The organism is Erwinia sp. OLFS4 (genome assembly GCF_002752165.1).
In the GTDB taxonomy this organism is placed as follows: Bacteria; Pseudomonadota; Gammaproteobacteria; order Enterobacterales; family Enterobacteriaceae; genus Izhakiella.
Window position 1 is genome coordinate 108,621 of sequence record NZ_MOMB01000050.1, and the last position, 21,895, is coordinate 130,515.

General features: G+C 51.0%; 24 protein-coding genes and 5 tRNA genes. 17 read left to right on the forward strand and 12 right to left on the reverse strand.

Annotated features, from left to right (window positions below; all coding sequences use genetic code 11):
* Positions 1–56: 56 nt before the first annotated feature.
* The gene (locus BL249_RS11570) at positions 57–695 is read right to left on the reverse strand and encodes a YccT family protein (protein ID WP_099705288.1); all 639 of its coding nucleotides are present in this window, start codon (positions 693–695) and stop codon (positions 57–59) included.
* A gap of 187 nt (positions 696–882) precedes the next feature.
* Between BL249_RS11570 and BL249_RS11575 the strand changes: the two genes are divergently transcribed.
* Complete coding sequence (locus BL249_RS11575; protein ID WP_099705289.1) at positions 883–1,305, forward strand: CoA-binding protein; 423 nt, start codon at positions 883–885, stop codon at positions 1,303–1,305.
* 39 nt (positions 1,306–1,344) lie between these two features.
* On the opposite strand, the gene hspQ is transcribed toward BL249_RS11575, so the two are convergent.
* Both hspQ and rlmI read right to left on the reverse strand, forming a co-directional pair.
* Positions 1,345–1,662 (reverse strand): heat shock protein HspQ, encoded by a 318-nt coding sequence (hspQ, locus tag BL249_RS11580; protein ID WP_099705314.1) that lies wholly within the window; start codon positions 1,660–1,662, stop codon positions 1,345–1,347.
* 61 nt (positions 1,663–1,723) lie between these two features.
* The gene (rlmI, locus tag BL249_RS11585) at positions 1,724–2,914 is read right to left on the reverse strand and encodes a 23S rRNA (cytosine(1962)-C(5))-methyltransferase RlmI (RefSeq protein WP_099705290.1); all 1,191 of its coding nucleotides are present in this window, start codon (positions 2,912–2,914) and stop codon (positions 1,724–1,726) included.
* An 85-nt stretch (positions 2,915–2,999) separates the two neighbouring features.
* Here rlmI and yccX point away from each other — a divergent pair, with 85 nt between their 5' ends.
* A complete protein-coding gene (yccX, locus tag BL249_RS11590) occupies positions 3,000–3,278 on the forward strand; it encodes an acylphosphatase (RefSeq protein WP_168174276.1) in 279 nt (92 codons plus the stop codon).
* Positions 3,279–3,281: 3 nt separating this feature from the next.
* Here yccX and BL249_RS11595 read toward each other — a convergent pair whose 3' ends face one another.
* Positions 3,282–3,605: a TusE/DsrC/DsvC family sulfur relay protein gene (locus tag BL249_RS11595; RefSeq protein WP_099705292.1), complete on the reverse strand. Its 324-nt coding sequence runs from the start codon at positions 3,603–3,605 to the stop codon at positions 3,282–3,284.
* Positions 3,606–3,714: 109 nt separating this feature from the next.
* Entirely contained in the window at positions 3,715–4,371 is a 657-nt protein-coding gene (gene yccA / locus BL249_RS11600; RefSeq protein ID WP_099705293.1) for an FtsH protease modulator YccA, read from the reverse strand.
* A 228-nt stretch (positions 4,372–4,599) separates the two neighbouring features.
* Between yccA and BL249_RS11605 the strand changes: the two genes are divergently transcribed.
* The 5 genes from BL249_RS11605 to agp all read left to right on the forward strand — a co-directional run bounded on the left by BL249_RS11605 (position 4,600) and on the right by agp (position 8,189).
* Positions 4,600–4,687, forward strand: a tRNA-Ser gene (locus tag BL249_RS11605).
* 203 nt (positions 4,688–4,890) lie between these two features.
* Positions 4,891–4,978: transfer RNA gene (locus tag BL249_RS11610), tRNA-Ser, on the forward strand.
* Positions 4,979–5,201: 223 nt separating this feature from the next.
* Positions 5,202–5,861, forward strand: a complete 660-nt coding sequence (locus BL249_RS11615; protein WP_099705294.1) for an AzlC family ABC transporter permease — start codon at positions 5,202–5,204, stop codon at positions 5,859–5,861.
* Entirely contained in the window at positions 5,858–6,115 is a 258-nt protein-coding gene (locus BL249_RS11620; protein WP_342633903.1) for an AzlD domain-containing protein, read from the forward strand. Before BL249_RS11615 ends, BL249_RS11620 begins: the two co-directional genes overlap by 4 nt.
* Before the next feature lie 364 nt (positions 6,116–6,479).
* Entirely contained in the window at positions 6,480–8,189 is a 1,710-nt protein-coding gene (gene agp, locus BL249_RS11625; RefSeq protein WP_099705295.1) for a bifunctional glucose-1-phosphatase/inositol phosphatase, read from the forward strand.
* 67 nt (positions 8,190–8,256) lie between these two features.
* Here agp and BL249_RS11630 read toward each other — a convergent pair whose 3' ends face one another.
* The 3 genes from BL249_RS11630 to wrbA all read right to left on the reverse strand — a co-directional run bounded on the left by BL249_RS11630 (position 8,257) and on the right by wrbA (position 10,555).
* The gene (locus BL249_RS11630; protein WP_099705296.1) at positions 8,257–9,633 is read right to left on the reverse strand and encodes an NAD-dependent succinate-semialdehyde dehydrogenase; all 1,377 of its coding nucleotides are present in this window, start codon (positions 9,631–9,633) and stop codon (positions 8,257–8,259) included.
* Between the two features lie 71 nt (positions 9,634–9,704).
* A complete protein-coding gene (locus tag BL249_RS11635; protein ID WP_099705297.1) occupies positions 9,705–9,935 on the reverse strand; it encodes a YccJ family protein in 231 nt (76 codons plus the stop codon).
* Between the two features lie 20 nt (positions 9,936–9,955).
* A complete protein-coding gene (gene wrbA / locus BL249_RS11640) occupies positions 9,956–10,555 on the reverse strand; it encodes an NAD(P)H:quinone oxidoreductase (protein WP_099705298.1) in 600 nt (199 codons plus the stop codon).
* A 603-nt stretch (positions 10,556–11,158) separates the two neighbouring features.
* On the opposite strand from wrbA, the gene BL249_RS11645 reads away from it, so the two are divergent.
* On the forward strand, positions 11,159–12,139 hold the full coding sequence (locus BL249_RS11645; protein ID WP_099705299.1) for a metal-dependent hydrolase: 981 nt from the start codon (positions 11,159–11,161) through the stop codon (positions 12,137–12,139).
* A 13-nt stretch (positions 12,140–12,152) separates the two neighbouring features.
* Here the strand turns inward: BL249_RS11645 and cycA are convergent, their stop codons facing one another.
* The gene (cycA, locus tag BL249_RS11650; RefSeq protein ID WP_099705300.1) at positions 12,153–13,538 is read right to left on the reverse strand and encodes a D-serine/D-alanine/glycine transporter; all 1,386 of its coding nucleotides are present in this window, start codon (positions 13,536–13,538) and stop codon (positions 12,153–12,155) included.
* 283 nt (positions 13,539–13,821) lie between these two features.
* On the opposite strand from cycA, the gene BL249_RS11660 reads away from it, so the two are divergent.
* Positions 13,822–14,520 (forward strand): extensin-like domain-containing protein, encoded by a 699-nt coding sequence (locus BL249_RS11660; RefSeq protein ID WP_199073467.1) that lies wholly within the window; start codon positions 13,822–13,824, stop codon positions 14,518–14,520.
* Positions 14,521–14,522: 2 nt separating this feature from the next.
* Here BL249_RS11660 and BL249_RS11665 read toward each other — a convergent pair whose 3' ends face one another.
* Positions 14,523–15,191, reverse strand: coding sequence for a DUF4396 domain-containing protein (locus BL249_RS11665; RefSeq protein WP_099705302.1), 669 nt, complete (start codon positions 15,189–15,191; stop codon positions 14,523–14,525).
* 1,033 nt (positions 15,192–16,224) lie between these two features.
* Here BL249_RS11665 and BL249_RS11670 point away from each other — a divergent pair.
* Positions 16,225–16,845: an acyl-homoserine-lactone synthase gene (locus tag BL249_RS11670; protein ID WP_099705303.1), complete on the forward strand. Its 621-nt coding sequence runs from the start codon at positions 16,225–16,227 to the stop codon at positions 16,843–16,845.
* Here BL249_RS11670 and BL249_RS11675 read toward each other — a convergent pair.
* Together BL249_RS11675 and BL249_RS11680 are read right to left on the reverse strand one after the other, a co-directional pair.
* Complete coding sequence (locus BL249_RS11675; protein WP_099705304.1) at positions 16,842–17,186, reverse strand: GlpM family protein; 345 nt, start codon at positions 17,184–17,186, stop codon at positions 16,842–16,844. The two genes, BL249_RS11670 and BL249_RS11675, sit on opposite strands and share 4 nt — an antisense overlap.
* 78 nt (positions 17,187–17,264) lie before the next feature.
* Positions 17,265–17,489, reverse strand: coding sequence for a DUF2594 family protein (locus tag BL249_RS11680; RefSeq protein ID WP_099705305.1), 225 nt, complete (start codon positions 17,487–17,489; stop codon positions 17,265–17,267).
* Positions 17,490–17,975: 486 nt separating this feature from the next.
* Between BL249_RS11680 and uvrY the strand changes: the two genes are divergently transcribed.
* The 7 genes from uvrY to BL249_RS11715 form a co-directional block, all read left to right on the forward strand.
* Positions 17,976–18,635, forward strand: a complete 660-nt coding sequence (gene uvrY, locus BL249_RS11685) for a UvrY/SirA/GacA family response regulator transcription factor (protein WP_099705306.1) — start codon at positions 17,976–17,978, stop codon at positions 18,633–18,635.
* On the forward strand, positions 18,632–20,461 hold the full coding sequence (gene uvrC / locus BL249_RS11690) for an excinuclease ABC subunit UvrC (RefSeq protein ID WP_099705307.1): 1,830 nt from the start codon (positions 18,632–18,634) through the stop codon (positions 20,459–20,461). The genes uvrY and uvrC overlap by 4 nt, the downstream gene beginning before the upstream one ends.
* 71 nt (positions 20,462–20,532) lie before the next feature.
* On the forward strand, positions 20,533–21,081 hold the full coding sequence (gene pgsA, locus BL249_RS11695) for a CDP-diacylglycerol--glycerol-3-phosphate 3-phosphatidyltransferase (RefSeq protein WP_099705308.1): 549 nt from the start codon (positions 20,533–20,535) through the stop codon (positions 21,079–21,081).
* Between the two features lie 151 nt (positions 21,082–21,232).
* Positions 21,233–21,308: transfer RNA gene (locus BL249_RS11700), tRNA-Gly, on the forward strand.
* A gap of 33 nt (positions 21,309–21,341) precedes the next feature.
* Positions 21,342–21,415, forward strand: a tRNA-Cys gene (locus BL249_RS11705).
* Between the two features lie 12 nt (positions 21,416–21,427).
* Positions 21,428–21,514: transfer RNA gene (locus BL249_RS11710), tRNA-Leu, on the forward strand.
* A gap of 250 nt (positions 21,515–21,764) precedes the next feature.
* Positions 21,765–21,895: IS1 family transposase (locus tag BL249_RS11715; protein WP_342633895.1), on the forward strand; the 131-nt coding region annotated here is incomplete at its 3' end.

A 21,895-nucleotide genomic window follows, 5' to 3' on the forward strand; every position in this document is an offset into this window, starting at 1 on the left:
AAAGTAATCGGAGTAACCGGAGAAAAAGCGAGTTTAACGCTCTGTGGCAACCCGGTTCAACTGGCATGAAGTGCTTTAAACAGACGGCGTAGATGCTGGCGGGTTGCAGTGTCAACCTGCATATACCAGCGATACAACACGGCGGTATCCGCTAACTTATTCAGTACAATACTTTTCGCCGACGGTGATAACGGTTCCACCGTACGCGGATTGAGCGCAAAGCGGGGGACTGACGCGGCATGATTTGCGCGGTTATAGGCAATCATGAGCTGCTCGGCATCGTCGCCGGCTGACAGCGTCAGCGTGTCGCGCTGGCTGGCAATTAGCTGATTATGCTCATTAAAAAGCTGAAAGTTCGCCGTGCTGTCCAGCTTTCTGGCATCATCGCTGCTTTTCAGTGTGGGAAGTCCAATGGCGACAGATTTCGTTTCTGCAACAAAAGTGGCAATAAACGGCACGGAAAGATATTTTGTAGTATGCCCGCTGACATTAAGGGTTTTATTGACGCGGAAAAGCAGCTGGTGCTGTCCTGGTTCCAGCTCAATACCGTCGACGCCTTTTAGCCATGAACCTGAAATTTTACGGCCGTCGAGCACCAGTAAGTCAACGTCTGGTGCCAGCTTCAGCGTGGTTGCCTGCAACGCCATGCTGACTGATAACATTAACAGACCTGCGCACCAGATACGCGATTTCATGGTTTCTCCAATTCGAGGCCTTCACGGTCTTAATTGTATCTAATTTTTTCATTATGACGATATAGTAACATTTAAACATACTTGCTGGCGCGATAAATAGGTTATCGATGCTGTTCGGGTGAAGTATTTCGCCTGATTTAGCCGCCTGGCATACACTCAGCTATAACCGGCACAGAAAGGGGGGGAAATGGATGACAAGCTGATTAAAACGGTGTTGAGCACCAGTCATAGCGTGGCTTTGGTGGGCGCCAGTGACAATCCAGCCCGACCCAGCTATAGCGTGATGGCCTATCTGCTGGCTCAGGGGTATCAGGTTATTCCGGTGAGTCCGAAACTGGCAGGCCGCAGATTGTTAGGACAGATGGGCTATGGCTCGCTGGCTGACATTCCACAGTCGGTGGATATTGTAGACGTGTTCCGTCATGCCGAGGCGGCGTTTCAGATCGCTCAGCAGGCTATTGCTATTGGCGCGAAAACTTTATGGTTACAGCTGGGGGTTATTAATGAACAGGCAGCGATACTGGCAAAAGATGCTGGGCTGACGGTGATAATGGATCGTTGTCCGAAAATTGAAATTCCGCGTCTGGGCCTTGAGAAGACAGCGGGCTGACAGCAGGCTGACAGCTGGCTGTCAGCCGTAGATAGCAGGTTAGTTGCGCAGGCGAGGGGCCTGCAGCTGCCTGCGGATCGAGTCGGCCAGTTCATCCAGAGATGCCTGTTCCGGATGTTCTGCCTGGGTTTCCCAGGCAAGCTGCGCTTCTGCCAGGTAGGTGTGCACAGGCTGACCCAGCTCGTCTTCCATCACCACATGATACCAGGGTGAGGTTCGTAATTGTTCGCTGCCGGCAACATCTTCAAATGCCGGTTTATCGAGCGAATATTCAGCATCGACGTCAACCACCACGCCGAGAAAACCTAACATTTTATGTCGGACCTGTTGGCCAATACCAAACTTACTGGCAATCATTATGACCTCCCACTCAATATTGCCCTGACGCTTATATAAGGGCAGGGCAATATTTTTCAAGTCATATTACCCGGCAGGCAAAGCCTTTGAGGTACAGTCCCTCAGGATAGCTGGTAATAACAGGATGGTCCGCTGCCTGACGGAATTGCTCTATAAATTGTACATCACGCTGTGCATCTACTGCGGCATCGGCGATAATTTTCTGAAACAGCTCAGTGGGCATCAGTCCTGAACAGGAAAAGGTCAGCAGCATGCCGCCCGGACTGAGCAGTTGCATAGCCAGCATATTAATATCTTTGTAACCGCGGCAGGCGCCGGCCAGCTGGTTTTTATTTTCGACAAATTTTGGCGGGTCCAGCACGATAAGATCGAATTGTTCACCTTGTTCGCGCCAGCGTCGTAGCAACTTAAATACATCGTCACGAATAAACTGTGCTTTTGCGCTATCCAGCCCGTTGAGTTCAATATTCTGACGGGCAATATCGAGCGCAGGCTGCGAGGTATCGACGCTGACAACCGACTCACAGCCTCCCAGCATGGCGGAAACCGCAAAGCCCCCGGTATAAGAAAAACAGTTGAGTACGCGTTTACCGCTGGCATAACGGCGGGTTGCCAGGCGACTGTCGCGCTGGTCGAGGTAATAACCGGTTTTGTGTCCGTGCTGGATATCCACCAGCAGTTTCATCCCGTGCTCGTTAATGGTTAACAGCGGCGGCGGCAATTCGCCGCAGATCGGTCCATGGCTTAAAGCTAAACCTTCTTTTTTTCGTACGCTTACGTCAGAACGGTCAAAGATAGAAAGCGCGGGATAGCACTGCTGCAGTGCAGAAATCAGCGCCGGACGTTGATATTCGGCACCTGCAGAAAGCAGTTGCACAACCAGAAAACCAGCAAAGCGATCAACGGTTATGCCAGGCAGTCCGTCAGATTCACCGGCAATGAGGCGATAACTGTCGAGATTATCGCGGCTGGCCAGCCAGTCACGCAGGCGCTGCGCCTGTTGCAGGCGGCGGACAAAAAAAGCACTATCGATAGATTCATCGGCATCCCAGCTCCAGACGCGAGCGCGGATTTGAGACTGCGGAGAAAATGCACCTCTGGCCAGCCAGTTTCCCTGACTATCACAGATGTCGATAGTTTCTCCGGCGGCGGCTTTACCCTCAGTGCGGGCGATGGCGCCGGAAAAAACCCACGGATGACGGCGGAGTAAGGATTTTTCACGTCCTTTGGCAAGAATTAATCGTGCTGACATTTGCTATGCTTATTTTAAGAAAAACAGGCCGTATTGTCGGTTTGACGCGTGTAAAAATCAATGCATGGGCATACAGGAGATCGTCATGGCAAAAAAAGGGGTGCGTGCCTGGGTTTATGGCAGAGTACAGGGGGTTGGCTTTCGTTACAGTACCCAGCAGCAGGCAAATGAATACGGTCTGACGGGTTACGCTCGTAATCTGGAAGATGGTTCCGTTGAAGTGCTGGCATGGGGAGAGGCGACACAGGTTGATAGTCTGATTGACTGGCTGAAAGCCGGCGGACCGCGTACTGCCCAGGTAGAACGGGTACTGACAGAGCCTTATCAGCCGCAGCAGATACCCGAACGCTTTACCACGCATTAATCTTCAGAGACATTTGACCGGTTTGGGCAGACCCGCAATTTTTGTTGCCTGTTTGGCCGGTCCCTGCGGAAATAATCGAAACAGATAACGGCTGTTTCCCTTCTCTTCACCATACTTTTGTGCCATTGCTTTAACCAGCATGCGGATAGCAGGGGAGGTATTAAACTCAAGGTAAAATGCGCGCACAAAATCAATCACTTCCCAGTGCGCCTCGCTAAGGGTAATTTCTTCTTCCGCCGCCAGCATGGCGGCCAGTTCCGGCGTCCAGTCATCGACAGATTTCAGATAACCGTTAGCATCACGGGCAATTTCTTTTTCGGCAACCATCACAACATCACCTCAGAAGGTTGAGATTCTGCAAGTGTAACAAATTTTGCTGCCGGCAAAAATAAAGCCCCGGACGGGGCTTTATTCAGACAATAACAGACTGTTCGAATCAGTTGCTGCGGGTAAAGCCGAGAATGCTCAGCAGGCTGATGAAAATATTATAGATAGAGACGTAAAGGCTGACGGTGGCGCGAATGTAGTTTGTTTCTCCGCCCTGAATGATGTTACTGGTTTCCCATAAAATAGCGGCAGAGGAGAACATAACAAACATCACGCTGATGGCAAGCTGCAGGCCCGGGATGTTGAGAAACAGATTAGCAATAACTGCCAGCAGCAGCACCACAAAACCGGCCATCAGCATGCCTGACAGGAAGGACATATCTTTGCGTGTGGTCAGTACATAGGCTGAACAGCAGAAAAATACCAGCGCCGTTCCGCCTAACGCCAGCGCGATAACATCGCCCATGCCCGCCATCAGGAAACTGTTAAGAATTGGCCCAAGGCAGTAACCGAGAAAACCGGTAAAGGCAAACGCCGCCAGAATTCCCGCCGGGCGATCGGCCAGCCGGTAAGTAAGAAACATCAGGCCATAAAAGCCGACCAGCATCAGAATCAGTCCGGGAGCCGGTAAAGCGAAAACAGTGCTGGCTGTGGCGGTAACAGCGGAAAATGCCAGCGTCAGGCCAAGAAGAAAATAGGTATTGCGTAGCACCCGGTGGCTGCTGAGTAACGACCGGCTGCGTGAAGACGTAATAATGCGTTCCATACAATGCCTCACTATGAGTCACCAAACCAGGTTAAGAATATGAAGCGTCAGGCACCAGGGAAAGCCGTTTTACCCTTCTTTACCCGTGGCTTACGTAAGCAAAAGGAGTCACGGTGTTTTGTCTGGTGATAATAGCGACAAATAACCGCTAATCGCCTGTTTTTCAGGCAACCAGAACAAAACAGCCTTTACATATTTTCAGGGGATGTTTATAGTGCGCCTCATTACGGAGGGGTGGCCGAGTGGCTGAAGGCACCGGTCTTGAAAACCGGCGACGGGAAACCGTTCGAGAGTTCGAATCTCTCCTCCTCCGCCAGATATCAACCCCATACTACGCTGTAGTATGGGGTTTTTCTTTTGTCACGCGTTCCGCAGCCTGACGGGTGCTTTGCCACGTAAGCTAATGCGGGCAGGTTAAGCATTGTGCAACCGGCGGAAAGTACAATAAAAATAGATTGGCAAAGATTGCTGGCCTGAGTATACTCCCGCGCCATCATCGCTGAAAACATGATGATATGCGGAGGGGTGGCCGAGTGGCTGAAGGCACCGGTCTTGAAAACCGGCGACGGGAAACCGTTCGAGAGTTCGAATCTCTCCTCCTCCGCCAGATATTGCGCCCCGTGCTGCCTGACAGCACGGGGTTTTTTATTGATTACTGCCTGGAAACCGTCGTCGGGCAATCTGATGCCCCGTCACGCTGGCTGGCTGAAAAACGTGCCAGAATCGATGAAAGCATTATTATTTCGCATTGAACGGTCTGGATGCATTGAAAACCAATTCCGTAGTGTTCATTATGACTGCTGATTGGTGTTCTTCATGTGGTGGCAGGGATGCGTGTACGTTATATCAATAAAAAACTGTTAAAATCCATTCTGTTAATTTGTCTTGCCGACGGTATCTTCGGTCTTTCATATGGTTCGACTGCTACCAGCTATGGTTTTCCGCTGTGGGTGGCGGCTGCGCTGTCGGTATTGGTGCTGGCAGGGGCGTCAGAATTTCTCTTTGTAACCATTGTTGGTGGCGGCGGTAGTATTGCCGCTGCAGTGGTTGCCGGCCTGTTAGTCAACGCCCGTCATTTGCCTTTTGGTATGGCAGTGAAAGATTTAATTGGACGTTCAGCAACGCGTTATCTTGGCTATCACATTATGAATGATGAGAGCGTGGTAGTCGGGCTGGCGCAAAAATCGCCGCGGCGGGCCAGGGCTGCGTTCTGGCTGTGTGGCATGGGCATTTTCCTCATCTGGCCATTGTGTGTGGTTTTGGGTGGGGTGATTGGGCAAATTATCCCGGATCCTGCTTCCATCGGGCTGGATGCCGTATTTCCGGCTATTTTGCTGGCGCTGACGTTGCAAGCGCTGAAAAACCGGCAGACGCTGATTTCTGCGCTCAGTGGTGTGACCATCGCACTGATTCTTTCGCCTTTTTTACCGGTTGGCTTACCGGTACTCTGCGCGTTGAGTGGTTTACTGATAAGGGATAAAACATCATGATGGCCCATCCGTGGTGGATCGTTGCCGGTATTGTCGCACTGGCAGCCGGAACCTATCTGATTCGGCTGACCGGCGTCGTTTTAGGAAACCGGCTGGCTCTGGGGGAAAACAGCCGTCAGCTGCTAAATGATGCGGCTACAGTTTTGCTGGTTACCGTGGCGGTGATGGCCACTTTTCTGCAGAATGGCCATTTTGCGGGTAGTGCCCGCGTCGCTGGCGTTGTGGCAGGCCTGCTGCTGGCGCTGGCACGGTAGTCGCTGATTGTGGTTGTTATTGCAGCGGCGGCAGTGACTGCCATGCTGAGATATTTTGGCATCCACTAAAATCGGGCGATACAGCGGTTTTTCACTGTTTAAGCGTAAAGATTTTGGCATTATGATGCATCGGTGGCCCTGATAAGGGCCAGGCGGCTTTGCGGATAACATCTTGTTGCTTTTCAAGGTGCCAACGGGGCTAAACCCGTAACAGGAGAGTCTGCTATATTCTCCATGCTTTCAATATTTCAAACACCTGATGGTTCTGCTCTGGGTGAGGATAACGATATTCGGGGTTGCTGCGAGACGGCAAAGCCCGACCAGACAGGTCAGGATGTTATCGCCACTAAAATGGAATAACGTTATGATTAAAAATATAAATTTGTGCGCAGTTTCAGTTTGCGCCGCACTGTCTGTCGGCACAGCCTGGGGTGCTGACGGAGATTATCAGCTGGAGCAGGTGTTGATGCTGAGTCGTCATAATCTGCGTGCGCCACTGGCCAATAACGGCAGCGTATTACAGCAGGCGACAAAGAAAAGCTGGCCGTCCTGGCAGGTACCTGGTGGTCAGCTGACCACAAAGGGGGGCATTCTCGAAGTGTATATGGGGAATTACACGCGCGAATGGCTGGTCAGGCAAGGGCTGATTAAAGCCGGAGAATGTCCGACAGATAACACGGTGTATGCTTACGCCAATAGCCTGCAACGCACCCTGGCAACCGCGCAATACTTTATCACTGGTGCCTTCCCCGGTTGTGATGTGCCGGTATCCCATCAGGATGAAATGGGCGCGATGGACCCGATTTTTAACCCGGTGATCACCAACGGTAATGCCGACTTCCACAAACAGGCCCTTAATGATTTAGCCGATGCAGATAAAAAGCTGGCGCTGAAGCCGGCTTTACAACGTCTGGAAAAAATCATCGACTACAGAACGTCACCTGAGTGCAGCGGCAAGAAAAAATGTGATCTTAGCGATAGTGAGCAGAATAAATTTACGGCGGACAACGGCAAAGAGCCAGGAGTCAGCGGTCCGCTGCGTACGGCTAATGCACTGGTTGATGCCTTTACCTTGCAGTATTACGAAGGGATGCCGCTGGATCAGGTTGCCTGGGGACAAATCAAAACTGCAGAACAGTGGAAAGCGCTGTCAGCGATCAAAAATGCTTACCAGGACACATTATTCGGCACGCCGGCGATTGCCCGCAATGTTGCGGCACCGCTGCTTGATTATATGCGCAGTATGCTGGTAGACCAGGATAAAGACAGCGCGCCTAAAGTAACGTTAATGGTCGGACATGATTCTAATATCGGTTCGGTTCTGACGGCGCTTGATTTTAAACCTTATATCCTGCCGCTTCAGAATGAAGAGACACCCATTGGCGGCATGCTGGTATTTGAACGCTGGCATGATAAAAAAGCTAACCGCGACCTGGCGAAGGTTGAATATGTCTATCAGAGTACTGAACAGCTGCGTAACGCACTGCCGCTCAGTCTTGATGCGCCGCCTCAGCGGGTAACATTACAAATGAATGGCTGTCAGCCAGATGCCAATGGTTACTGTCCGTGGGATCAGTTTGTTAATGTGCTGAATGTTGCGTTGCAGAATACCGCGATGGCGCCGCAGCCGGCTGCTGATGCCGCCGCCGCCGCAGCGAAGGCTGCCCAGCAAAAAGCCGCTGACGATAAGGCGGCTGCGGAGAAGGCCGCCCAGCAAAAAGCCGCTGACGATAAGGCGGCTGCGGAGAAGGCCGCCCAGCAGAAAGCCGCTGCCGATAAGGCGGCTGCCGAGAAGGCCGCCCAGCAGAAAGCCGCTGCCGATAAGGCTGCTGCCGAAAAGGCCGCCCAGCAGAAAGCCGCTGCCGATAAGGCTGCTGCCGAAAAGGCCACCCAGCAGAAAGCCGCTGACGATAAGGCAGCTACGGAGCAAGCCGCGCAGGAGAAAGCTGCCGCCGATAAAGCCGCTGCTGATAAAGCTGCGGCAGACAAAGCCAGCCAGCAGAAAGTCCCGGCAGATAACAACGCGTCGGCTTCTGTCAGTGTGAAAGCAACTGAAGGTGCTGGCGGCCAGTAATCGATTCAGATGTTGTACATACTCTGATACCGCCCCTTCCGGGGCGGTTTTTTTGTGTCAGGTGTGGTTAGCCGTCGTGGCTGACCACCACCAGTTTCTGATTAATAAACTCTTTGATACCCAGGTCAGATAGCTCACGACCGAAACCAGAACGTTTAACACCGCCAAAAGGTAATTCCGCTGCGGTATCGCTGGCGGAGTTGATATAAACCATACCGGTTTCGATTCGGGAGGCCATACGCCGTGCGCGGGCGATATCAGAGGAAAAAATTGCCCCGCCGAGGCCAAAAGGAGAGTCATTGGCAATAGCTACAGCCTCATCGTCATCTTTAAAAATATACAGCTGGGCCACCGGACCAAAAAATTCGCTATACCACGCCGGATTATCCCGGTGAATATCAGTGAGAATGGTGGGCTGATAAAAACAACCTGGCCCCTGAACTGCTGCGCCACCGGTTATCAGTCTGGCGCCGTGCGCTAAAGCCTGTTCAACCTGCTTTTCCAGCCGTGCGCGGGCTGATGCAGAAGAGAGCGGCCCAAGGGTCGTTTGTTCATCCAGCGGATCGCCAATACGAACCCCGTTGAAAGCTGCAATAAATTTTTCGATAAACAGATCGGCTACTTTTTCATGGATCAGAAAGCGTTTGGCTGCGGTACACACCTGGCCGCAGTTGCTGAGCCGGGCGTTGGCACCGGCTGTGACCGCTTTATCGAGATCGCAGTCATCCAGAACAACAAACACATCGTTACCGCCAAGTTCAAGAGTGGTTTTTTTCAGGTGTTTTCCTGCCTGAGCGGCGACAGCGCTACCTGCGCGCTCTGAGCCGGTCAGGGCGGCACCCTGAATACGCGCGTCAGCGAGCAGCTGACTTACCTGTTGATCACTGATAAAAAGGTTAGTCCAGGCGCCTGCTGGCGCTCCGGCCTGCTCAACCAGTTCAGCGAAGCGGCTGGCGCAGTGCGGCACGTTGGGAGCATGTTTTGCCAGCACCGGATTACCCGCGGCAAGGTTAGGTGCCAGTACGCGCATCAGCTGATAATAGGGAAAATTCCATGGTTCAACGGCGAGCAGCACACCAATCGGATGATGTTCAACCCAGGCGTCACCTAAATCACTGCTATAGGGCACAGGTGCGAGGAATTTTTCAGCATTGTCGGCATAGTAACGGGCAATCCGGGCGCAAAGACGTACCTCGCCCCGGCTCTGGTTGATAAGTTTTCCCATTTCACGACTGGCAATGGCAGCCAGTTCATCCACCTGCGATTCAATTAACTCAGCAAGCTTATGTAATACCTGCAATCGTGGCGAAATATCGCCTTTACACCAGCTGGAGTGGTAGAGCGCATCAGCGGTGGCCAGTGCAGCTTCAACCTGTTGGTTGTTATGCTCAGGCCAGGTTTTTATCAGCGTATTGGTGGCAGGATTAATGCTTTGATAAGGCATGTTGGCTCCTTATTGATTGCATGCAGGGAATGAAAAAGCCCTCTTCCGAGGGCTGGTCAGGTGCCGATCGCTCAGACGTTACGACGCTCTACCGGAATACTGTCCCAGGTGAGAACATCACGGTCGGTTTTATTGAAAGCACGAAACAGCACCTCATCATTTCCTTGTTGCTGCCAAATCTCTTCGGCAAGTTTTTCATCATAGTTGGCGACTTCAAAGATAGCTTCAGCAATTTCCGTAGACGTTGAGCGCAGAGAGGCCCATTCGCCAACGTGGTGAGCTTTTGATTGTTGCGTGGCCATATTTGGTTCTCCCGTTGGGTTTATCCTTTAAGTTTGCGCGCCAGCCCGGCGACGTGTTCTCCCTGATAGCGGACAATGTTAAGTTCAGCTTCTGTCGGCTGACGGGAACCGTCGCCGCCGGCGAGGGTTGAGGCGCCGTAAGGGGTTCCACCGCGTACCTGAGAAACGTCAAAAAGTTCCTTTGCTGCGTAGCCGATAGGCACAATAACCATGCCGTGGTGGGCCAGGGTCGTCCAGGTCGAGGAGATTGTATGTTCCTGACCGCCACCGGTGCCGGTTGAGGTGAAAACGCTGGCCAGCTTGCCATACAGTGCACCAGAGGCCCAGAGTCCGCCGGTACGGTCAAGGAAAGTACGCATTTGTCCGCTCATATTGCCAAAGCGGGTGGGGGTGCCGAAAATAATCGCGTCATAGTTCGGCAGCTCTTCGGTGGTGGCTTCCTGCGCCAGCTGATTGGTTTTGCCGCCTACCTGGGCAAAGCGTTGTGCGTCCATGGTTTCTGGCACGCGTCTGATGGTCACTTCTACGCCCGGAACACGCTTTGCCCCCTCCGCTACGGCGTTCGCCATAGTTTCAATATGTCCATACATTGAATAATAAAGTACCAGCAGTTTTGCCATGATTCACTCCATGTTTTGTTTAAGAATAGCGCTGTCCTCCAGTATAGAAGAAGGGGGATAAAACCGCCTGGCCTGCCGTGTCACACCGACAAAAGAAAGTTACGCTGTCAGCGATGATACCGTGCGCACTATCGCGGTATTGGCTATTTGTTCAAAGAGAGACGGTTTATCTGCTTACCGTCGGCGTTGTGATGTTCAGACAAGTCTTGGCTGCCTGGGTTGCCGGGCAGAACGCATAACAGGGGGGCTGATCATGTCATCGGCGCGGGGGTAATGTTACTCAAATGCGTAAAGGTGTGGTGCTGACGTTCGTCAGCGCGGAAAAGTCAGCGGCGATCCCTTTATCCTGTTGCTGTTCGCCGCGTGGTTAGCGTGGTGCCGCTATGGCTATCCCTGTACGCGGTGCCCGCAGTAAAAGCTTGCTGCATGCCGCGTTACACCTGATTAGGTAAGTTGTCATTGGTTTGCTATTATCAGACAAGTCTTATCACTATGGGTTGCCCGGGCTCTGATGACAAGGGAACCTCATCATTATTTCATTTTATGACTATTCACGGCACATATACGCGCTGAACGGCTGACAACCCGGAGAAAGAAAAAGAGATGGATTCCGTTTCACAACTTTTACTGGGAGCCTCCGTCAGCATGGCAGTTGCGGGTGGCAAATTACCTCTTCGCCAGGCTGCATTGGTCGGGGCCGTCTGCGGTACGCTGCCCGATCTGGATATATTGATTGATCACGGTGATGCGATCCGCAATATGACCTTACACCGGACCGGGAGCCACTCACTGTTCTGGCTGACCCTGTTTTCGCCGCTGGCAGCAGGGTTGGTGACGTTATGCAAGCGCCAGCCAGCACTTTTTGGTCGCTGCTGGTTGGTTGTCTGGCTGGCACTGATTACCCATCCGTTGCTGGATGTTTTTACCGTTTACGGCACCCAGCTGGGGCTGCCGTTTACCGACCGGCCATTTGGCATTGGCAGCATATTTATTATTGATCCGCTGTTTACCCTGCCGCTGCTGGTGGGCTGTGTCAGCGCGCTGTGGCTGCGTAATGCCAGGGGATTACGCTATAACGCTTGCGGTATGATGCTGGCAGGGCTTTATCTGGCATGGAGCGTGGTGGCGCAGAGCTGGGTCAGTGAACAGGTCACTCAGCAGCTGGCCGCGGCAGGCGAAAAGCCGGCTCCGCTGCTGGTAACGCCGACCGCATTCAACACCCTGCAATGGCGACTGGTCCGGCTGCAGGGCAACGAATATGGTGAAGCATACTTTTCGTTGTTAGACCGGCATAAGCCGCTGGTGTTCAAACGTTATCCCCGTGATATGGCGCTGTATGCGCGTCTGAAAGGTAACTGGTACGTTGATCGTATTGCCTGGTTCAGTCATGGTTTTTTTTCCATCGGCCTTTTGCATGGCCGGGTGCAGATTACCGATCTGCGCATGGGGGAAGCGCCACAATATCCTTTCACCTTCGACCTTGGGCCCGCGCCGTTGCAAAACTCTTCGATACGGCCTTCACGCTTACCGTCCGACCGGTTTCCACTGGCTCATGCATGGCGAAAGCTGATGTCGCGCTTCTGAATTGCGGTGGTGATTATTGATTGCGTCGCTGCCACCAGCCAATGGCCAGGATAACAAACCACAGTGGGGTAGCCATCAACGCCCTGCGGGTATCATCCTGAAGCGTTAGCAACACCAGCACGAAAATAAAGAACGCCATGACAACCCAGCACATGATGGGGCCGAGCGGCATTTTATATACTGAGGTGGCGTGCTGTGCCGGACGCTGTTTCCGATAAACCAGGTAAGAGCAAAGAATAATTGTCCAGACAAACATAAACAGTATGGCTGCCACGGTCGTCACCAGGGTAAACACTGTCATGACATCCGGTATCAGATAAATCAGGGCAACGCCACCCAGCAAACACAAACAGGAAAAACACAGGCTGTGGGTGGGAACGGCGCGGGGTGACAGTTTGCCGAAAATGCGATGGGCAACCCGCTGCCGGGCGAGGCCATACAGCATGCGGCTGGTGGAGTAGATCCCACTGTTCGCCGAAGAGGCGGCCGAAGTCAGTACGACAAAGTTGACGATGCTGGCTGCTGCCGGTAAACCAATCAGCATAAACATTTCCACGAATGGACTGCGATCGGCGACAACCTGTTGCCAGGGTGTGACAGCCATAATGACAATCAGCGCGCAGACATAAAACATAATGATCCGCAAAGGAATGGCGTTGATAGCGCGCGGCAATAGCTTGAGCGGATCGCGGGTTTCGGCGGCGGCTGAACCCACCAGCTCAATACCGACAAAGGCAAATACGGATATCTGAAACCCGGCTAAAAAACCGCTGATACCTTTAGGAAACCAGCCGCCGTAATGCCAGATATTGCTCAATGCAGCATGGCCACCACCAGGCGAAGGAAAATGCATCAGCACCAGCACAATACCGGTGATAATCAGCGAGATGATGGCAATGATTTTAATGATGGCAAACCAGAATTCCATTTCGCCATACAGATTTACCGCTACGATATTTAGCGTCAGTAAAACCACCACACAGATTAAGGTACTTAGCCAGACAGAGAAACCGGGGAACCACAATTGTAAATAGGCACTGATGGCAACCACTTCAGCAATGCCGGTGACAATCCAACAGAACCAATAGGTCCAGCCGGTGAAATAGCCAGCCCAGGGGCCGAGCAGATCGGCGGCAAAATCGATGAAAGATTTATATTGCAGGTCAGATAACAGTAACTCTCCCATCGCCCGCATAACAAAGAACAGCATAAATCCAATAATCATATAAGCAAAAATGATTGATGGACCCGCCAGGAAAATAGACTTGCCGGACCCCATAAACAGGCCGGTGCCGATAGCCCCGCCAATCGCCATTAGCTGAATGTGGCGGTTATGTAAATTACGGCGAAGTCCATGTTGGTCATTGTTTTCAGCCGGCGTGCTGCGGGTATCGTCCATAATTATTCTCTGCTCCTGTCGATGATGCTGTCGTCGTTTTTCTGATTCTTATCGCTGCACAGGCCCGCCGTGCCGGTGATATCAGTGCAATAAGTTAAAATAAACGTTGGGGTGATATCTGAATAAAGCTTAATCGACATGCAAACCAATGTCTGTATTCTTTTACCGGCCAGTGTCGGGACCTGCTGCAGGAAAAGCTTATCGCACCGCAGGGAGGAAAACAGTAAAAAGAAAGCGGATGCCGCTATGCTAATACGGGTATCAGCCATATAACGGAGGCCGGATGGCTAAAGTTGTGTTAATCACCGTATTGCTGATTGTTCTGCTGGGGATAGTGCCCGGCGGTCAGTTTCATCTGCCCGTACGCTGGAATCCTTTTGCGCCGTTAAGCATCACCGAACCAGCGGGAATAATCGCGCGTTTTAAAATGGCAAAATTACAACGAGATCCGACAGCCTGTCTGGCACAACTGAACCAGGCGCGTGCGCAGGGATATATTCGTTTCACTGTGGCACCGGCGGTTGCAGGGGGGTGTCCGCTCAGTATGCCGCTGCGGATTGAACGTATCGGTGGCATCAGCTTTAGCAGCAGTTTCCTTGCCAGCTGTCCACTGGCACTGAGCAGTGTCCGTTTCGTGATACAGGTCGTTGAACCCAGTGCGATAAGGCAATTTTCTGCGCCGGTAACGCAGATTGAGCATGTGGGCAGCTATGCCTGTCGCAATATTTATCACCGGGATCAGGGACGGATCAGCGAGCATGCCACGGCGGATGCGCTGGATATATCGGCATTTCAACTGGCGCGAGGAATGCGTATCCCGGTTAGCGGAACATGGGAGCAACAGGATCGGCGCGGACGCTGGCTCAGAGAGATTTTCCAGCAAAGCTGTGGTTTTTTTGGCACTGCGCTGGGGCCAGATTACAATGCGGCACACGCCGGCCATTTTCATTTTGGTACCGGTGGCTATGGTTTTTGTCACTGAGCTTATGCCGAAGGGTGATGCCCTTTCTCCAGGTGCGTTTTATTAACCGGCCAGGCAAAAACAAATCCACTAAAGAACGCTATCTGTAACATAAACCAGCATGCTAATTGGTTTGGCCAGAGAGTGTCCTGCAACAGGAAATGTACTGCCAGTTCCAAATAGAGAAACATGCCGGCTTGCCAGGCAATTATTGAAAGCAGATCGTTTTTTATTAGCGCTATTCCGGCTGGTACCCAGCAAAGCTGATGGCTTTGCCGGCGATAAAGTATCTGCATAATGCAGCCAATAAGGAGCGACAGCAGCGATGAAAAGATTGCGTGGCAAAGTCGTGGTGAATCAGGCATAACCTGACTAAAAAGGGGTAATAGCGCCAGGGCCAGCATGGCCCCCGCAACGCAACCGCTGGCGGTCAGTGAAGTTGATATAAAAACTCCGGCGGGTGTGGCGCGACGTAAATCAGGACGATGAGGATAAAGCACTGTCCGACTATTGCGCGTCCGTCCGAAATGCCACCAGGCCAGCCAGCCAATAAATGGCATATAAAATCCGCCGATTGTCCAGGCAATAGTGATAAGCGGGGAGACGCCCGGTCTGCGCAGCGCATCTTTAACAATCATCAGCGCGGTACATACGCCAAGCAGCAGAAAAAGCATAGCGACTTTATCCAGCATTGTTATGTCCTTATTTAAAAGAAGACCATAATTTATATATTATTCAATATGTTATTATTATGATTTAGGGCATTCACCCGCTAAAACCGGGTGTGATTACGCTGCTGTGTTCAGCTTGTCACTTTTGCTTCAGAGTTTCTTACAAATATACCGCGTATTCTGCGGCGTATCAGACTGACAGTAATAAATAAATATTAATCTTTTACTGAAAAGTCAAATTAACGGTATCTGTGAAAATAGATGATATTTATCATAATTTTATCATTTATCAGTAGGGGGAGTTAACAATAAAAGAGAAAAAAACAGACAAAATAGTGCAAAAAAATAGTGGCTTACTTTGTTCGGATATACAACAGAAACATTGAATGCTAATAAGAAAAATCCTATTCTGATTGTTGCCGACAAATGGCATAACAAGGTCAGGTCTGGCGTTTTTTTGTACCAGTTTAGTTGCGGATTGTTGCAGTGATAAGATAGGACTATTGCCGTTGTCCCCGTTGGGATGGTGTAGAGAGGCAAAGCCTTTTTATTGTATGTCCGGCGTTATTTTTCAGAGACTGTGCCGGGTTAAAACAAAAATATAAACAAGCATCATGTCGCTAAAGTTTGTCAGGGAAAATCCGCTGGGTCAGCGCAAGGCTATTTTAACTGGCATTCTGAAATGCAACCGGCGTTATCCTTAACTGGCGAAATCGCGCAATTAAGCAAAATTAACGCGCATGAGATAGCCAGGCCAACAAGATGCTTTTGCCATTACTTTTCCAGCAGCGGTTTTTTTAAGCTATTGGTGACCATGAAATACACTGATCATCATGTGCTTCTGATGATTATTTTTTGAATCGGGCGTGTTGCATCCTGATTAGGCAGCACAAACCAGTCTGGTCATCGGGAAAGGTGTGGGTCGGACGAGGGTATTGCCGATCTTCATCGGCAGATTATCCGTCAGCTGTTGTCAGGATATGACCCGAAGCAATAGTAAGGCGGGATGTTCTGTCATGCAGGATTTTTAAAGGGAAAGTGACAGGGGTGTATGATGAAAATTATTCAGACCAGATTGAGTGACATGCCTTCATCATTACTGGCTGAGCTTGGAAGCTATCGCTACCGTATTTTTAGCGGTGATAATGGCTGGTCTGTTCCATCACGATTATATACGCCTGGTCAGGAATATGATCGCTTCGACTGCTCTGCGGTAAACTGGCTGATCGCATGGCACCCACAAACCGGGATATGCGGTTGCGTGCGGTTAATTCCCTGGCAAAGAACGCCGGATAGCAGTCAGCGCGCTTTTCACCAGGGGGCTGCGCCAGTCGTGGCTTGCGAGATGTCGCGCTTCTCGGCCCGGATCGAGGTGGATCCGCTGTTGCCGTTACAACTTCTCTGGCATGCGCTGCAGCTGGCGCAACAGTGCGGAAAACAGGCGGTAATTTGCGCGGCAACGCCGATACTTGAAGAGCTGTTTAGCCGTTATCAGATTGACTATAGCCCGGTGGCATCTGCTCAGCTTCAGTCTGAAGAGCATCTTTTTGCTATCCGCATTCCGGTGAAACAACCGGTACTGGCTGAAATGTTTCCGACCTCACGTTGTTTCCGTCCGGAAGAGGTTTTGCCGTCTCTGGGCGTATCGGTAAACTGGCGGCGTCATCAGCGTTAAGCTTGTCCGTGCCACTTTACCCACAGCATAATCAGTAGCCAGGCGGCGACCAGCCAGCAGATGACGGCACCTGCCAGCGCCAGAGGTAGTCGCCAGATCCCGGCAAGCCAGTAAAGCGCAAAGAGATAAACAAAATAGGGCACAATCGCCCACATGCCGAAGATAATGGTGTTGCGCAGGGCGTCCAGATTGCGTTCACTGCCAACAATATAGTGTGCGATTAAAGCAAAGGTAGGAAAAAGCGGAATTAACCCGGCAATGTAATAGTTACGACTTCGTGATAGCAGCCCGATTAGCACAACCACGCCCGCGCCAAGCAGCGCCTTCAGCAACAAGCCCATTGTTTCTCAGTTAAGCAGCCAGTGTGTAACGTTACGTTGACTTAACATCACTGAAAAATCAATGGGCCACGAAAAATTCTACTGGCGATAAGCCTGTTTAATTTGTTGAACCGTGGTGCTTAACACCTCAGCCTGGGCAGGATCGCTAAGCGTGTTGATATAGCGCTCCATATTGATGATGACTTTGCCGGCATCGGCCTGCCCCATGCCTTTCAGGATGAGCGTCACCAGTGCTTTCATGCCAGCAACTTCGTTTGCCAGCGCCTGAACATCCTGCTGAGTAGAAAAATCGTGGTGTATCATAAAAGTTCCTTAAGACCTGATGTTATCGCGTGTTTGCTTTGTTATCCACAACGGTAACGCTGAGTATATCACAAGCATCAATGCAGCTAACCTGTTGGCTGGATGAGTGAATAAAAGCTGGGCAAATAGAAAGTTAACTATGAGAAATGTATATTTTTCTTAAATGATGAAAAACAAAAAGTGAATTAACGCTAAACCTGACTTTTGGTCAAAAAGTTAGCTGATTAGTAAATTAAATTAAATTAAATTAAATTTAATTTAACTGGCTGATTATCATAAAAATTATTTATAATTCTCCGGGTAAGCTTTTCGGCTAAAAGGGAATGAACGCGCTGCGAATCGCGTGTGATAATAAAACAACTTTTTGCCAGCGTCCGTTTTAGTCGTAAAATGTTTTGTGATAATTTTCTCAGTGCAATATTTTCTAAAAAAAGGGTAAAATTAGGGTTTAGGCTGAAGCCTGTTTTTTTGCCCGGAGTGTCCTGTTTGATCAGCGTTCTTCTTGTTGATGACCATGAACTAGTGCGCGCCGGAATACGGCGTATCCTGGAAGATGTCAAAGGTATGCGTGTTGTTGGTGAGGTAAGCTGCGGCGAAGACGCCGTCAGATGGTGCCGTGCCAACCGCGTGGAAGTGGTGCTGATGGACATGAATATGCCGGGGATTGGTGGGCTTGAAGCAACCCGCAAAATCGTCCGTTATAATCCGGATGCCCGCATTATTATGCTGACAATTCACACTGAGAATCCCTTACCGGCGAAAGTCATGCAGGCCGGTGCATCCGGCTATTTAAGCAAGGGTGCTGCACCACAGGAAATGATTAATGCTATTCGTGCGGTACATGCCGGGCAGCGCTATATTGCCTCTGATATTGCGCAGCAAATGGCCCTCAGTCAGATTGAACCGGATAAGGGCGAATCGCCTTTTAGCTGTCTTTCCGAGCGTGAGCTGCAAATCATGCTGATGATTACCCGTGGTCAGAAGGTCACGGACATTTCAGAACAGCTTAATCTCAGCCCTAAAACCGTTAACAGTTACCGTTATCGCATGTTCAGCAAACTCAATATCAGCGGTGATGTTGAACTCACGCATCTTGCTATTCGTCATGGTATGCTTAATGCAGAATCATTGATGAACAGTGAATAGATGTGTTTGACGCCAATTCTTTTCTGAAAACAGTCACCAGTCAGCCGGGTGTCTACCGTATGTACGATAGCTCCGATACGGTTATCTATGTCGGTAAAGCAAAAGATTTAAAAAAACGGCTTTCCAGCTATTTTCGTCGTCAGGTTGGCAGCCGTAAAACGGAAGCGCTGGTAGAAAATATCAGCCATATTGACGTCACCGTCACACATACTGAAACGGAAGCTCTGCTGCTGGAGCACAACTACATTAAGCTTTATCAGCCGCGCTACAACGTTTTGTTGCGCGATGATAAATCCTATCCCTATATTTTTCTTAGCGCAGACCCCCATCCCAGACTGGCGATGCACCGCGGCGCCAGGCAGGCGAAAGGCGAATATTTTGGCCCGTTTCCTAACGGCTATGCGGTGCGTGAAACGCTGGCGCTGTTGCAAAAAATTTTCCCGGTTCGTCAGTGTGAAAACAGCGTTTATCGCAATCGTTCGCGACCTTGCCTGCAGTATCAGATAGGCCGCTGTCTCGGTCCTTGTGTCGCCGGCCTGGTGACGGAAGAAGAGTACAGTCAGCAAACGGATTACGTGCGGCTGTTTCTTTCCGGCAAAGATGACCAGGTGATGAAGCAGCTGGTTGAGCGTATGGAACGAGCCAGCGAGGCGCTGAAGTTTGAAGAAGCGGCCAGGGTGCGTGATCAGATACAAGCAGTACGGCGGGTGACGGAGAAACAGTTTGTCAGCAATCAGGGTGACGATCTTGACGTGATGGGCGTCAGTTATGATGCCGGCATTGCCTGTCTGCACGTGTTGTTTATTCGTCAGGGTAAGGTACTGGGCAGTCGCAGCTATTTTCCCAAAGTACCGACGGGAACCGATCTGGCAGAAGTAGTACAAACTTTTGTCGGCCAGTTTTATCTGCAGGGCAGTCAGGCAAGAACCCTGCCGGGAGAGATTTTACTCGATTTCCTGCTGCCGGAAAAAGCGTTGCTGGCGGCTTCTCTGAGTGAAATGGCTGGACGGCGAGTGAATATCCAGTCAAAGCCGCGTGGCGATCGTGCTCGCTACCTTAAACTGGCTCGCACTAATGCCGCCACGGCGCTGGCCAGCCGCCTTGCACAACAGTCAACTATTCATCAGCGTCTGGCCAGCCTTGCTGAAGCGTTAAATCTGCCGGCGATTCGCCGCATGGAATGTTTTGATATCAGCCATACTATGGGAGAGCAGACCGTTGCGTCCTGCGTGGTATTTGACGCCAATGGTCCGGTACGCAGTGAGTATCGTCGCTATAACATCAGCAATATTACCCCTGGTGATGATTATGCTGCGATGAACCAGGTGTTACGTCGTCGCTATGCTAAAGCGCTGGATGAAAGCAAAATCCCCGATGTGATTGTGATAGATGGCGGAAAAGGGCAGCTGGCTCAGGCAAAAAATGTGTTTGCTGAACTGGATGTTGCCTGGGATAAAAACCATCCTTTATTACTGGGGGTGGCAAAAGGCAGTGACCGCAAGGCTGGACTGGAAACGCTTTTCTTCCAGCCGGAAGGCGAAGGTTTTTCACTGCCGCCGGACTCGCCGGCGTTACATGTCATTCAGCATATTCGTGACGACTCTCACAATCATGCAATTTCGGGTCATCGAAATAAACGCGCAAAAGTGAAAAAGACCAGCACGCTTGAAACCATTGACGGCGTGGGGCCAAAGCGGCGGCAAACCCTGCTGAAATACATGGGGGGCCTGCAACCGTTGATGAATGCCACCGTCGAGGAAATTGCGCGCGTGCCGGGAATTTCTCATGCGCTGGCGGAAAAAATCTACTGGTCTTTGAAACACTAATCGTTGCAACCCCCAGGACAATGTAGCAACATACTTGTAATTCCTACTCTGTCCAGACAGTTAGCTAATTTATGCCTTTTAATATTCCAACTTTGCTGACCTTGTTTCGCGTGATTCTTATCCCGTTTTTTGTGCTGGCATTTTATCTGCCATTTCAGTGGGCGCCGTTTGCCTGCGCACTGATTTTTGTCGTGGCGGCAATCACTGACTGGTTTGATGGCTGGCTGGCGCGTCTGTGGAAGCAGACCACGCGTTTTGGCGCATTTCTTGATCCGGTGGCAGATAAAGTCATGGTGGCTATCGCGCTGGTGCTGGTGGCGGAACATTTTCACGTCTGGTGGGTGACGTTGCCGGCGGCAACGATGATCGCCCGCGAGATTATTATTTCTGCATTGCGGGAATGGATGGCGGAAATCGGCAAGCGGAGCAGTGTCGCCGTTTCCTGGATTGGCAAAGTGAAAACCACGGCGCAAATGCTGGCGCTGGTTGGTTTGCTGTGGCGTCCGGATGAGATAATAACCGGCGCAGGAATAGTTGCACTTTATATCGCAGCAGTGCTGACCTTCTGGTCAATGTTTCAGTACCTGAATGCGGCGCGTAGCGATTTGTTCGCAGGGTAAACGAAGCGCTTTAAAAAACAGCAAACAGAAGTACATCAGGGATAATTTTATTGACTCAAACGCACAGGTCAGTAGAATGCAACGCATCGAACGGCAGCCTTGTCGTAAGAAGCCAATGTAATCAGTAAGTTGAAAAACATCTGATCATAGTGCGGGAATAGCTCAGTTGGTAGAGCACGACCTTGCCAAGGTCGGGGTCGCGAGTTCGAGTCTCGTTTCCCGCTCCAGATATTTTCTCCCCACGGAGAAACAGCAGTAAAGGCGCGTTGGCAGAGTGGCTATGCAGCGGATTGCAAATCCGTCCACCTCGGTTCGACTCCGGGACGCGCCTCCACTTAACACCCATGCCCGGGTGGTGAAATCGGTAGACACAAGGGATTTAAAATCCCTCGGCCATTAGGCTGTGCGGGTTCAAGTCCCGCCCCGGGCACCAAACGCCATCCCCCTTTTACTGTCCGTAAGCCCTTGCTGAAACGTCCGGATTGTCGCGTTTTGATTATTTGCTGTCTCAGGAAAAAGTCACCCCAGCGGAATTGAAGCTGTCGCATCTGTATATAATCATATTCCCCATTGGTTAATCTGCTTTTCCACTGGATATTCTTGCTGGTCGTCAGGCAGCAATAGCCGGTGATGCCTCTAATTGGTTGAATCTGATGTATAATGCGGGCTTTTGAGGTTCTCTTATGGCCAGCGTTAACGTTCATTGTCCCCGTTGTCAGTCTGTTCAGGTTTACCGCCATGGTCAGAACCCTAAAGGCTATGACAGATTTCGCTGCCGTGACTGCCACCGCGTGTTTCAACTCACTTACGCTTA